The 13,170-nt window shown below is 70.3% G+C and carries 11 protein-coding genes; 9 read left to right on the forward strand and 2 right to left on the reverse strand.

What is annotated here, in order from left to right; genetic code table 11:
• Nucleotides 1–137 precede the first annotated feature (137 nt).
• The 8 genes from casA (at nucleotide 138) to Sru02f_RS20325 (ending at nucleotide 7,539) form a co-directional block, all read left to right on the forward strand.
• Nucleotides 138–1,694, forward strand: a complete 1,557-nt coding sequence (casA, locus tag Sru02f_RS20290) for a type I-E CRISPR-associated protein Cse1/CasA (RefSeq protein ID WP_244941811.1) — start codon at nucleotides 138–140, stop codon at nucleotides 1,692–1,694.
• Nucleotides 1,694–2,329 carry a type I-E CRISPR-associated protein Cse2/CasB gene (casB, locus tag Sru02f_RS20295; protein WP_109031375.1) on the forward strand — a complete coding sequence of 212 codons (636 nt, stop codon included), beginning with the start codon at nucleotides 1,694–1,696 and terminating at the stop codon, nucleotides 2,327–2,329. The genes casA and casB overlap by 1 nt, the downstream gene beginning before the upstream one ends.
• Before the next feature lie 209 nt (nucleotides 2,330–2,538).
• On the forward strand, nucleotides 2,539–3,702 hold the full coding sequence (gene cas7e / locus Sru02f_RS20300; protein WP_109031376.1) for a type I-E CRISPR-associated protein Cas7/Cse4/CasC: 1,164 nt from the start codon (nucleotides 2,539–2,541) through the stop codon (nucleotides 3,700–3,702).
• On the forward strand, nucleotides 3,699–4,508 hold the full coding sequence (cas5e, locus tag Sru02f_RS20305; RefSeq protein WP_159107529.1) for a type I-E CRISPR-associated protein Cas5/CasD: 810 nt from the start codon (nucleotides 3,699–3,701) through the stop codon (nucleotides 4,506–4,508). The genes cas7e and cas5e overlap by 4 nt, the downstream gene beginning before the upstream one ends.
• On the forward strand, nucleotides 4,505–5,002 hold the full coding sequence (locus Sru02f_RS20310; RefSeq protein WP_373103497.1) for a type I-E CRISPR-associated protein Cas6/Cse3/CasE: 498 nt from the start codon (nucleotides 4,505–4,507) through the stop codon (nucleotides 5,000–5,002). The genes cas5e and Sru02f_RS20310 overlap by 4 nt, the downstream gene beginning before the upstream one ends.
• The gene (locus Sru02f_RS20315; protein WP_373103738.1) at nucleotides 4,885–5,148 is read left to right on the forward strand and encodes a type I-E CRISPR-associated protein Cas6/Cse3/CasE; all 264 of its coding nucleotides are present in this window, start codon (nucleotides 4,885–4,887) and stop codon (nucleotides 5,146–5,148) included. Before Sru02f_RS20310 ends, Sru02f_RS20315 begins: the two co-directional genes overlap by 118 nt.
• A gap of 28 nt (nucleotides 5,149–5,176) precedes the next feature.
• Entirely contained in the window at nucleotides 5,177–6,736 is a 1,560-nt protein-coding gene (locus Sru02f_RS20320; protein ID WP_109031378.1) for a Mu transposase C-terminal domain-containing protein, read from the forward strand.
• Nucleotides 6,733–7,539, forward strand: coding sequence for an ATP-binding protein (locus tag Sru02f_RS20325; RefSeq protein WP_159107530.1), 807 nt, complete (start codon nucleotides 6,733–6,735; stop codon nucleotides 7,537–7,539). Before Sru02f_RS20320 ends, Sru02f_RS20325 begins: the two co-directional genes overlap by 4 nt.
• 148 nt (nucleotides 7,540–7,687) lie before the next feature.
• Here Sru02f_RS20325 and Sru02f_RS20330 read toward each other — a convergent pair whose 3' ends face one another.
• A complete protein-coding gene (locus tag Sru02f_RS20330; protein WP_109031380.1) occupies nucleotides 7,688–7,891 on the reverse strand; it encodes a hypothetical protein in 204 nt (67 codons plus the stop codon).
• Between the two features lie 989 nt (nucleotides 7,892–8,880).
• Between Sru02f_RS20330 and Sru02f_RS20335 the strand changes: the two genes are divergently transcribed.
• Nucleotides 8,881–10,830, forward strand: coding sequence for an ATP-binding SpoIIE family protein phosphatase (locus Sru02f_RS20335; protein ID WP_409351427.1), 1,950 nt, complete (start codon nucleotides 8,881–8,883; stop codon nucleotides 10,828–10,830).
• A gap of 479 nt (nucleotides 10,831–11,309) precedes the next feature.
• On the opposite strand, the gene Sru02f_RS20340 is transcribed toward Sru02f_RS20335, so the two are convergent.
• A complete protein-coding gene (locus Sru02f_RS20340) occupies nucleotides 11,310–12,368 on the reverse strand; it encodes a hypothetical protein (protein ID WP_109031381.1) in 1,059 nt (352 codons plus the stop codon).
• Nucleotides 12,369–13,170: the final 802 nt, after the last annotated feature.

Below are 13,170 nucleotides of genomic sequence, written 5' to 3' on the forward strand. Positions count from 1 at the left end.
CGGCACGTGCAGCTGCCGCATGCCCGAGCCAGACCCAGCCACCGGCCCAAGGGAACACCACCCTGGCCCCGGGCGCACCCCATCGCCCAAGCCCTCACCGCACCTTCCGCTTCTGCCCCCATTCGAAAGACACGCTCTTGTCTGCGTTACCCCCGCCCACCACCTCGTTCAGCGCGGCCGACCACCCCTGGATCGACGTCCGCACCGGCGGCCAGTACGACCAAGTGGGCCTGCGATCCCTGTTCCTGGACGCCCACCGCATCGACGACCTCGCCCTGCCCCAACCACCGGCCGCGTCAGCACTCCTGCGGATCGCGGCCGCCATCACGGCCCGCATCACCGGCCTCGACGACCCCGAACTCACCGCCTCCCAGTGGAATGCGCTGCGCCGCAGCCGCCTGACCGAGGGCCGCTTCGACCCGGACGCCGTCCACACCTACTTCGACCAGCACGGCTGGGACGTCTTCGATCCCGTGAGGCCCTGGCTGCAGACCCCCTCACTGCGCACCGAGTGTGACCACAGCACCGGCATCAACGCCTTCGTGCCAGGGCGGCCCGCCGGCCGCAACTTTGCCTGGTTCAGCCCGCACGGCCACCACACCGCCGAGCCCGTTCCCACCGCCGAAGCCCTGCAGATCCTGCTCATCCACCACTACTACGGGCGTTCCGGCACCGGCACAACCCGCACCCCCCTGGACGGTGTCACCAGCCGGCAGCAGACCAGCGGCCCCTTGCGGTCCAGCGTGTCCTTCCACCCGCTGGGCCGCACCCTGCATGAGACGCTCCTGGCCGGTGTGCCCGCCTTCACCGGCGACGACCAGCCGCCAGGCGCGGACACCTGCCCCTGGGAAGAATCCACGCCACCCGGCCCGCAGACCACGTTGCACGGTCCGGTGACCTGGCCCGGCCGGCAACTGACGGGACTGAGCCGGCACGCGATCCTCCTCGTGCCCGGCGACGACGGCACCACCGTCACCGACGCCTACCTCACCTGGGCCACCCAGGAAGACAAGCCGATCACCACCGACCCCTACCTCGCCTACCGCATCACCCCCGAAACCAAGAAGGTCGACCAGCGCCGCATCATCCACCGCGCCGCCGCGTCCCGCGCATGGTGGCGTGACCTGGAAACCCTGCTCCTGGCCCCGGACGAACACGGCACACAGCTCCGGCCGGCCATCTTCGACACTCTCAACGACCTCCCCGAACCCCTGCGACGCAGCCTGCGGATCCGCGTCCACGGATTCGACCAGGACGGCCAGGCCGTAGACCTCCAGTGGTACACCGCCATCACGCCGCCCCTGCTGAACTGGACACAGGAACACGACCCGGCCAAGGCCCAGCGCATCGCCGAGTGCTGCCGGGAAGCCGAACAGGCCGCACGGCGACTGCAGACCGTCGCCAAAAAGGCATGGGACACCGCCATGCGCAGCCGCAGCCGCCGCCGCACCGCACCGCCCCCCTGGGTGAACAAGTCACTGACCCGCTACTGGCCGAAGGCCGAGACGGTGTTCTGGCGACTGCTGGAAGAACCCGACACACCAGCCCCCACGGCGTTCGCGGCCGCGGCCACCGCCGCCCTGCGCGAGACCACCGAAGCCGCCCGGACCCGCCAGACCTCCGCGGCCCGCGCCGTCGCCCACGCCGTCCAAGAGCTCTACCGCCGGTCCGCCACACCCCGGAAAGCCGCCTGATGTCCACCGCAGCCGAACACCGCGCCTCCTGCGACGCGTTCGTCGCCCACATCCACCTCCTGTGCGCCGAACCCGGCGTCCGGGTCCGCCTCAGCCGGGGGAGAGGCCGACCCGTAGAGGAATGCGCCCCCATGGACCGCTACCTGGCCCGGCGCACCGCGCACCGCCAAGGACGCCGCGCCTACTACACCGTCGCGAGCCTCATCGCGATGGCCGGACCCCAGTCCCACACCCCGGGCGTCCGCCCCGACCACGACGCCGGCCTCCTCAACCCCGAGGACGGCCCGGACGGGCTGCTCGTCGCCCCCGTCGAACCCGCCCCACCACCAAAGCCGGACCCGGCCGCCTGGTACGCCCGGCCGAACCTCGGTGCCACCCTCGCCACCGCCGTACGCCGAGCGGGCCACCAGGCTGAGCGCACCGAGAGCCTTCTCCACGTCCTGACCCGCCTCAGCGACGACCAACTCCACCGCCGGCTGCCCGCACCCGTCACACGGCTGCTGCAGGACGGCATCACCCCCGACTGGGCAGTCCTCCTGAACGACCTGGTGCAGCGCCCCTACCGCCGTGACAAGGTCGGACTGCGCTGGCGCGACGCCTTCTACCTCGCCACTCCCGAACCCCGGCGCATCTGAAGCACGCAGAGGCGGCAGCCGGCTCCGGCCAGCCCCTGCAGGACCTGCCGACGTCCCCGGCGCCCGCCAAACCCCGCACCATGCCACGGCGCACGACTGGCCGGCCACCAGTACAGTGCCGGCCCCCCTCGTCCCTCTTGTTCCGGCAGCCCCGTCCCGTGGGCTGCATCAGCGGCATGCCCGCCGCCTCACCGCGAAAGAGCCCCTTCATGCACACCCCCGCACGCTTCCTCGACCTGCACATCCTGCAGCCCGTGACCGCGGCGAACCTGAACCGCGACTCCGACGGCGACCCCAAGACCATCCTCTTCGGGAACACGACCCGGGCCTTCGTCTCCCCTCAGGCGTGGAAGCGGCCCATCCGCCTCAACGTCGAGCAGGACCTGGGCGAGCACGCCGCCCGCACCCGCATGGTGCCGCCCCTCGTCGCCCGGAAACTGCAGGAAGCCCAGTGGCCCGAGGACCTCGCCGCGTTCGCGGCGGCCCAGATCGTCCACTCGGCCAAGGACAAGGGCCTGCAGCACAACGACCAGGAGGGCTACCGCACCCAGGCCATGCTCTACCTCCCCAAGGACGTCATCGACGACCTCGTCGCCCTGTGCGAAAAGCACCGCACCGACCTGGAAGAAGCACTCGCCGCCCACAGGCCCAAGAAGCAGATCGCACCGGTCCTGCCCGCCAAAGACCTCGCCGCGCACCTGACCCGCCGCACCGCGAGCATCAACCTGTTCGGACGGATGCTCGCCGAAATCCCCGCCGGCCACGTCGAAGCAGCCGTGCAGATGGCCCCCGCCTTCTCCGTGCACCAAAGCGACCCGCAGCCCGACTTCTTCACCGCAGTGGAAGACCTCCCCCAGGACGGGGACTCCGGCAGCGCCCACCTCCAGACCGCGTTCCTGACCACCAGCCTTTTCTACCGTTTCGCCACCATCAACATCACCGACCTCCACCGCAATCTCGGCCCCAGCGCCACCGCCGGCACGGTCAAGGATCTCGTCGAACTCTTCGTCCAGCACTTCATCCTCAGCATGCCCAGCGGCAAGAAGACCGCCACCGCACCGCACACCGTGCCCGACCTCGTCCACTACGCTGTCCGCGACCGCCGCTCCGTCTCCTACGGCGCCGCCTTCGAACAGCCCGTCACCGCCCCCGCCCACGGCGGCTACACCGCCCCCGCCCGCCAGGCGCTCGCCGACTACGCCGCCACCATGAGCCGCCTGCTCGGCACCCGCCACCTCGTCGCCCACGGACACACCGGCACCCAGGCCAAGCCCGTCAAGGACCTTGGCTCCCGCCACACGTCCTTCGACGCCCTCGCCGCCGCCTGCGCCGCCGCCGCGACCGCCGATCTCACCCCCACGGGCCGGCCGTGACCGGCCTCGTCCTGCGCCTGGCAGGCCTGCTGCAGTCCTCCGGCGAACGCGGGGTCTTCCACTACCGCGACACCTGCGCCTTCCCCACCCGCTCCTCACTCATCGGCATGTTCGCCGCCGCGCAGGGCCGCCCCCGCGAACACGCCCTCGACCCCTACCCCCACCTGAAGACACCCGGTGACACCACCGCCCCGAGCCACCGCGACCTGACCCTCAGCCTCCGCATCGACCAGCCCGGCACCCGCTACCGCGACTTTCACACCGTCGGCGGCGGCCGCCCCCGCGAGCAGGGCCTTCACACCGGCGAAGGCGCCCGGCGAAAGGTGGCCGCCGCCACCCTCGTCTCCCACCGCGACTACCTCACCGACGCCGTCTTCACCGTCGCCGTCACCGGGCCCGCCCTCCTCATCGGCCACATCGCCGAAACCCTGGAGCGGCCCCGCTTCGGACTGTTCCTCGGCCGCCGAGCCTGCCTGCCCGACGAACCCCTCGTCCTCAACCCAGACAGCCCCGACCCCGTCGAGGAACTGCTCACCCGCGTCCCGCTGACCCGCAGCCGCCCGCCCGGCCCCGCCGACACCCACCTGCCCACCACCTTCGTCTGGGAACACCCGCCCCCCGGCACCGACCCCGCCACACCGCCCGACCGGGAAAGCACCAGCGAACCCGTCAACCTCACCCGCCATGCCCGGCGCCACCTGCCGCGCCCCTTGTGGATGACCACCGAAGCTCTGCCCGCTCACCTCTACACAGGCCCCAGGCCCCTCGACGCCCTCACCACGTATATGCACGGAGCACCCGCGTGACCAGCCTCTCCCGCCTCATCCTCGACCCCGGCCATCCAGCGGTCAGAGCAGACCTTGCCGACGTCGACAGCCTCCACAAGACCCTGATGCGTCTGGTCTCCGACCACGCCGGTCCCACCCCCCGGGCCAGGGCCGGCCTCCTGTTCCGCACCGAACCCGGACCCGATCCCGTCCTCCTCGTCCAGACTGCCAACCCGCCCGACCTCACCGCCCTGCCCGCCCACTACGGCACCGGCCGCACCCTCGACCTCACCCCTCTGCTGAACTCCCTCACCCCCGGCCGCACGGTGCGCTACCGCATCACCGCCGCCCCCACCGTCGCCCGCTCCGCAGGCAACCCCACCCCCACCCCGTCACCGGAAAGCGCCGCGGCAAGATCACCCACCTCACCGGCGACGACGCCCTCGCCTGGTGGCAGCGCCGCGCCACCGCCGCAGGACTCGAACCCGTCACCATCACCTCCCTCCCACGCCCCTTTCCCCGCACCCGCGTGACGCGCTCGGCCCCCTACTTCACGCTCACCCAGTTCGACGGCCTCGCCCGCATCACCGACACCACCCCCCTCACCGACGCACTGAAGAACGGCATCGGCCGGGCCAAAAGCTACGGAGCCGGCCTCCTCTCCCTCGCCCCCGCCTGACCTGCCCCGACCAGAAGGCACACCCCGGATGCCACACCCGCCCGACCATCAAGCCCTGCGCGCCGCCGCCATCCACCGCCTCTACACCCTCGAGCAGTCGGAGCGGCTCACCCGCGCCCGGATCGCCGGCGTCGCCGACGCATTCGGCGTCGATCCCCGTACTGTTGACCGCTGGCTCGCCAACGCCCGAGCCAACAACGGCACCTACCAGCCCCCCAGCCGCACCAGCTTCGTCCTCACCCCGCACATGCTCGACGCGGTGACCCGCTGGCGCGGCAACGCCACCGCCGCCTGGAAAGAACTACAAGCTGAAGGCCACCCCGTGCCCTCGCTGGCCACCTTCCACCGCGCCACGAACAAAGCCCTCACCCCCGGCATGCGGGCCGGCCTCCGCGCCGGCGAGAGAGCTCGCCGGCGTTTCGACGTGGCCGGTGAACGTGAACGGCACCACCGCAACTACGCCTGGGAAACCGACCACGTCGAAGCCAGCGTCAAAGTCCGCGTCGAAGGCCACATCCGCAAACCCTGGATCACCTTCTTCGTCGACTGCGCCACCTCGGCCATCTGCGGCCTCGCCATCAGCCCACAACGCCCCAGCCGCGAGGGCGTCCTCGTCGCCATCCGCGACGCCATCCTCATCGACGAACACCAGGGCCCGTTCGGCGGCATCCCCACCTACCTGCGCGTCGACGGCGGCAAAGAGTTCCTGTGCGCCACGGTCACCGAAGCCCTCGGCGTCCTGGGAACCGAGATCATCGCCCTGCCGCCCTTCACCCCCGAAGGCAAAGGCAACGTCGAAGCCGTCAACGGAGCCATCAAGAAGACCCTGTTCGCCGGCATGCCCGGCTACACCCACGCCCCCACCCTCCGCGGCGGCAAACCCGTCGACCCCGACCAGCCACTGCTCCACTTCGAAGTGTTCGTCGACCATGTCCTCACCTGGGTCCACCGCTGGAACCACGAGAACACCCTCAAAAGCCTGGACGGCCGGACTCCCCGCCAGGCCTGGGACGCCGACCCCGCACTCATCGACACCGTCAGGGCCGAAGACCTCCACACCTACACCCTCGAACGCCACGGCAAACCCCTGACCATCAACAACAGCGGCGTCCGGTGGCGCAAGCGCAACTACATCGCAGACTGGATGCACGGCCGCGTCGGCGAGAAAGTCGACCTGCGCTACCTCCCGCACCACGATCACCGCGTCGAGCTCTACGACCCCCACACCGGCCGCCACCTCGGCCCCGCCACCATGACCGCACAGGCCACCCCGGAACAGGCCCTCAGCCTCAAACAAGCCCGGCGCCGCGAAGCCGACCGCCTGCGCGCCCAACTGAAGAAGGCCGAGAAGAACCGCAACGAACGCTACGCAGCCGCAACCCGCCCCTCACCACCCGTCCCGCTGGACACGATGCCCGAAGAAGAAGCCCTCGAGTACCTGCGCACCCTCGACGGCTTCACCCCGGCCGCAGAAGCCCTGCCCGACCTCATCAAACTGCCCGAACCCGACGCCGCACTGACCCGGCCACTCGACCCCCGCACCACACCGCCATCCACCCCGCCCGCACCACCCGAGGACCAGCCGTGAGCGCCCCCGCCACCTCGCCCCGCCCCAGCCAGCTCCCACCACCCAGCCAGGACCACTACCTGGGCCTCACCGGAGCCAACGCCATGGCCACCAAAGCCGTAGCCGAAACCGAAACCCGCATCCTCAAAGCCATCAAGCACAACGCCCTGGTCTGCATCCACGGACACGTCGGACTCGGCAAAACCTTCGCCGTCCACACCGTCCTACGACGCCACGCCCCCGAAACGACCGTACGGCTGCGCTACAACACCGGCGCCAACATGAACGAAATCCGCACCCAGCTCTGGCGCCGCCTCGACCTGCCCGGACCACCCCCGCAGTCCGTCGGCCCCTGCGACCAGCAGATCCACGACGCACTCGAAGCCGAGCCACGCGTCCTGCTCATCGACGAAGTACAAGGACTTGGAACCAAAGCACTGGAGTACTTCCGCACCCTGTGGGGCGACGACGCACGCCGCGCCCCCATCATCCTCGTCGGCAGCGGCAACGCTCGGCAGAAGATCCTCAACAATCCCGCCCTGCACTCCCGCATCCTCGACTGGTACCAGTTCAGCCCCCTCACCCCCACCGAAGTCCAGGCCGTCATCCCCGCCTACCAGCGCATCTGGGCCGACGCGCAGCCCGAACTGATCCTGTACACCGACGACATGGCAGGCCACGGATCCTTCAGGAACTGGGCACGAATCACCCTCCTTCTCCACGACGCCCTCGAAGAAAACCCCGGCCTCACCCTCAGCAAAGACCTCATCCGCTGGGTACTCAGCCGCCTCGACCCCACCACCCGCCACACCCCGCAACGCTGACGACCGCGCTGGCGGCTCCCGGCTGGGGCGGGAGCGTCTACGTAGCTCCGGCCACGCGGCGGGCGCCTGACCGCCGGTGCAACGTCCGTCTGCAGCACGGGCCGCGCAGAAGCCTGGGGCCGTCCCGCCGGAGCTCGGCCTGCTGCGGCTACGGCCACGCGGAGATGAGGAGCGCGGTCAGGGCCAGGCCAACGGAGAGCGTGCCGGCGAAGGTGACGCCTGCACGCGTGATGGCTGCGGGGACGGACGCGTTGTCCCAGCGCGCCAGCGCGGCGGCAGCGGCGCCCGAGGCCAGGGAGACCGTGAGGACGGTGGCGAGAAGGACCAGTACGACTGTTGATCGGGGAGACATTCGTGACACCGCCTGTGGCTTGACGACCGGTTCGTGGAGTGCGCTTCCACGATTTCCCGGCGCTCCCCAGGGGGCGAGCGCTTGGATGTTGTTGCAGGGACAAGCCGTAGGTTGTGTCAGAACAATAGGCGGGAGGGAACGGCGCTTTGGGTGAGCGGACTCGTGCCGGGCGGCCGTGGACGGCGGCGCGCGGCCCCAGCGCGGAGATCAACGAACTCGTCGGGACGCTCCGCTCGTGGCTGGACGTGGCCCAGATGCCTGTGGCCCGCCTCCACCAATTCCTGACGGCCGAGCACTTCGTCAGCGGCCAGGTGCCGTCGCTGACCAGGCTCCGCAAGCAACTGGCAGGCGAAGGGCTGTCGTGGGACCTGGTGGAGGCTGTGGCCGACGTCTGCCACCCCGACGACGACAACGAGGCGGCCGGGCAGCGGCTGGCCCCACTGCGAAAACTGTGGCGTCTGGCCCAGACCGCGCCGACGGCCACGGACGGAAGCGGTCCCCAGGTGACAGCGCGCGAGGTCCTTGAGGTCCAGCGCCAAGCCATCACCGCCTACGAGGAGCTCAACCGTGCCCGCCGGGCATTCGAGACCAGCGAGCAGGGGCGACAGCAGGCGCTGCAGATCGCCACCATCCTCTTCGGAATGCTCGGCCAGGCCCAGGCGAAGGTCCTGGAGCTCACCCGCCGCATCGACGCTCTCCGCTCCGCCCCGCAGAGCCCCGCGGGCATCGACCGCCTCGAACAGACGCGGCGGCGGGCCGAGAGTCAGGAGCGGGAACTGCGCACGCAGCTGGCCCGAGCGGACAGCGACCGCCAGCAGGCACAGGCGGTAGCAGACCATGCGGCCCGGCGGATCCAAGAGCTCGAGGCCGAGCTTGAGGTACTCAAAGCCAGAACAGAGAACGCGCCCCGGCCCACCGACGAGGCGCTGCCCGCCGTGTCCGTCCCGCCGGCGCCCGATGAGACGGGCCTCGACGCCGTCGACGACACGCTGGAGAAGGTGCGCGCCGCGCTCGACCTGGAGCAAGAAGCCGTTCAAGAGGCCGCGGAGGACCTCGGCATAGGCATCGCCCCGGCCGCTGGCTCGGACCACGGCAGCCGCACGATCCCCGGACAGGCCCTCACCGACGCCCTGCCACGGTCAGAGCTCGCCACAGAGTCTCAGACGCAAGCCAGCGGTCTTTTGTTGCCAACAACTGCGCACAACCCCCTGACCCCGCCGTTCGCGCCGGACGGGCCCGGCCGCAACCCCGCACCATCGCCGGACCGCATGCGGCTCGCCTCCGCCGCGGAGACCATCGCCGCCGGCACCAGCATCGAGGAGGTCAGCGCCGGCCTCGGCCGCGCAGCCGTACCCGACTTCGCCGATCAAGTCGTCCTCTACCTCAGGGACCCGCTGGAGGACTACGACACGCTGATCTTCGGAGCCATACGCCTGGCCCGCCAGCAGGCGGGCGGGCAGACGGCCCACCCGCCTCCCGCGGTGCCCGAAGCGCTCGCCGTCCCCGGGGGCGGCCCGCTGGCCGAGGTCCTCGGCAGCGTCCGGCCCGTCGCCGTCGGCGACCCCCTCTCCCGCGCAGCGCTGGCGGACATCGACGCCGGCCTGGCCGGGTCCCGGGCCCACGCGATCATCGCCCCGCTGCACAGCAGGAGGCTGCTGGTCGGATGCGCCGTCCTCTTGCGGTACGGCCCGACGCCCTATGACGAGTCGGACCTGCTGGTCGCGGCGCAGATGGCCACGCACACTGTCCTCGGCATCGATCAGGTTCTGCTGGCCCAGCGTCAGGCCACGGCGATGATGGAACTCCAACGGACCATGCTGCCCGACAGCCTCGCCCAGCCCACCGGCATCCGACTGGCTTTCCGCTACCTACCGGCCACTGAGACCGCGCGGGTCGGTGGCGACTGGTACGACTCCATCTCCCTCCCCGGCAGCCGGGCCGCCTTGGTCATCGGCGATGTCATGGGCCACGCCAGAGTCTCCGCCGCCATCATGGGCCAACTGCGCACCTCCGTGCAGACCCTCTCCGGCCTCGACCTGCCGCCCCACGAGGTCCTGCACCACCTCGACGAGCAAGCCCAGCGCCTCGGGCCAAGCCACCTAGCGACCTGCCTCTACGCCGTCTACGACCCGGTCTCCCAGCGCCTCGCCGTCGCCAACGCCGGCCACCCCCCGCCCATCCTGCTCCACCCGGACGGCCGGGCCGAGGTACTGCAGGTGCCGCCCGGTGCCCCCATCGGTGTGGGCGGGGTGGACTACGAGACCATAGAGGTCGACGCCCCTGTCGGAGCGATGCTCCTCATGTACACCGACGGCCTGGTGGAAACGAGAGAGCGTGACGTGTGGAGCGGCATCGAGCAGGCGCGCGAGCAGGCCGCCGCAGGCCAGCGGGCCAAGAGCGGCGACGTGTTCGACCTCGAGTCATTCTGCGATGACGTGATGACGCCCCTTCTTGGAACAGCCGAAAGATGGCGGGAGGACGACGTCGCCCTGCTCGCCGCCCGCTTCGACGGCATCGCCCCGGACGACGTCGCTCACTGGCCACTCGAGGCGACAGACAGGTCACCACGCGAAGCACGAACCCTCACACGGGATGCGCTCTCACGCTGGCGGCTGGAAGAGATGACGGAAGCCGCCGAACTGCTGGTCAGCGAACTCGTGACGAACGCAGCGCGCCACACGTCCCAGCGCCTGACGCTGCGGCTGCTGCGAACCGACGTACTACGGTGCGAAGTCCTGGACGACGAGCCGAGCCTGCCCAGAGCTCGCCGGCCGGAAAGCTTGGACGAGGCTGGCCGCGGGCTCTACCTGGTCAACAGAATCGCGAGGCGGTGGGGGGTCAGCCGACTCTCCACAGGAAAAGTAGTCTGGTTCGAACTCGCCATCCCCGACCGTAAGCGCCCGCAGGATCTGCCTGCAGATCCTGGCCCACGGCCCTGAGCTGTCCCCGAAGGCACGGTGGCGCCCGCGGCTTGTTCCCCGTGTCCTGCCGCTGGAGCTGTCGTGACGGGGACGTCCGGGTACGAGGCGGCCGTCCGCCACAACTACGCCTTCCTCGCGCGCAGCTGCTGGTCGTGCCCGTCGGACGGGCTCTTGTCCGGGGATGAAACGACACGCGGCCGCGGCCCGCGTGGTTGGAGCGGACGTCCGGGCGCTGTCGCCGACGGCTCGTCGCTCGCCGAGTGAGGCCAGCGGATGTTCGCGATGACCCGCGCGCTCGAGCAGCCGAACCGTCACCTGTTCGACTCCAGAGTTCCTCCATGTACGAGCGCGGAGCCACGCCGAGGACATGCTTGGCCATGGATGTCGCTGCGCCCGGCCGTTGAGGTTCTGTGCAACACATGGTCCCAGCGAACGCCCAGTTCCGAGGCCGAAGGTGGCGGCCCTTGCAGCACGCTGTGGTGCCTTGCGGATCGTGACTACTGGGGAGGCGTGACGAGAAAGGTGGACCGAGGGTCGACGTCGGGCGAGTGGGCGAGGGTTGGGAGATCGTGGTCGGGAAGGCCAGCAAGTTCTACGGCAGCTTGCCCGGACGCGTGGGCGGAGCCGATGGACTGGCCGTTGGCGACGGCGGCGTAGAACTGGGCGGCGTAGAAGATCGCGTCGGCATCGCCGATCTCGTCGGACATGCCGATGGCGAAGTCGACCGTGCCGATCAGTTGGTCGATCTGGCTGGCGGAGCGGCAGGAGTTGAGCAGGACGAGCAGGGGCGTCTCGTCGGTAGCGGCGACGGCACGGGCGAAGGCCCTCGCGGTGACGACAGCTCCCTCGTGCGGCTGGTCGACGTCTTCCTCGAAGACGATCAGGCCCTCATCGCTGTGGCCAGAGAAGTGCACCACGTGGGGCCGGAACCGGGTGATGCCGTCCAGGAGGTCCGCTGCCGTGGCGGCGGGCCGGACGTCGAGTTCCACCGAGTCGCGGTGCAGGGCCCGTTCAACGGCGGAACGGATACGCGACTGCTCCCGTCCGACCCGGAGATCTCCCTCGGAGGACGCACCCAGCATCAGCACACGGAGCTTCTCCGGCTTCGGTGCCCTCAGCTCTCGCAGCACCGTGCCCACTTGCTGCTCTGCCGTGCTCAGGCGCCGCTGGAGGTCCTTCTGCTCAGCGGCGGCACGGCGGTCGGCCGTCAGCTGCTCACGCTGGCGGGTCCGCTCTGTGGCCTCTCGCTCTGACTTCTCCGCCTTGGCCAGCTTGGCCCGCGTCTCACCCACCTCCTTTGCGAGGGCGGCGGCTTTCGTGTTCCACTTGGCTGCCTCGCGGGATGCGGTGTTCGCCTGGGTGTCGTACCGGTCCGCCTCGCGTTGCTTGTTCTTGACGGTGCTGGCGTTCTTCGACCTCCCCGCTGCGGCACGTGCCTTCGCGGCGGCGGTCTGTTTGCCGGCTGCCTTGGTCTGGAAGTCTCCAGCCTTCTTCTCTGCGGCGGCATGCTCCTTGCTCTTGCGGTCCAGCAGGCCGCGGTAGTAGCTCGAGTTCACGGTCGGCCTCCGATGGTGAGTTGGTGCCTGCCTGCACAGTACGAGCACCCTGTGGCATCGCCTGCCTCTCGGACCGCTCTGGTGCCGCCGGCCTGAGGCGGTCAGCCCGCCAGGTGGGCCCAGGCGTCCAGTGGCACCGGGGGCGGCGACGCGCGGTCCCGACGTCCTGGGTGCGGTGGGATTCTGCGACGGCGAGGAGTTCGATCTCGACGAGAGAGCGGATCAGGCTGTTGCGGTGAGGCAGCCGTTGTTGCTGAAGCCACCGGATCGAGGGCGTGGCATACAGTATTCCTGAAGCGGCCTCGCCGGTCCGGGCGACGCAGCACTGCCCCTGCCGTACGGGAGCGGCACGCAGCCGCCGTGTTGGCCGATGGCTGTGGCCAGGGGAGAAAGGGGACCGTGCGTCGGCAGGGGGCTGTCCTGGAGGGCGAGTGTGCCCAGGGCTGCTGCCGCTTGCCACTCTCCTCGGGCTGCGGGAGCAGTTGTGGCGCGACGAGTGCGGGCCTGGCCGGTCATGTGGGCACCTTATGACGGGGCGCGGCGAGGCCGTGTTCGACTGCTGGTTCGTGCAAGTGCCGCCAGGACGGGGCGGTGGCCCGCTCCGGAGCTTCTCCTGGCTGCTGACCGTGACGCGCCTCACGCCCCTCGCATCGATTAGGCCCAGGACAGACCAGGCGGGCGGTAGAAGCAGCCCGGCTGTCAGGCCGCAGACCGACGATCCCACCAGACATCTGGCGGACCAAAGATGCCGGGCAGAACTCTCGCACGCGATTCACCTGTGCTGCGCCACGCCTTGCGGGGT

Source organism: Streptomyces rubrogriseus (assembly GCF_027947575.1).
Taxonomy (GTDB): domain Bacteria; phylum Actinomycetota; class Actinomycetes; order Streptomycetales; family Streptomycetaceae; genus Streptomyces; species Streptomyces rubrogriseus.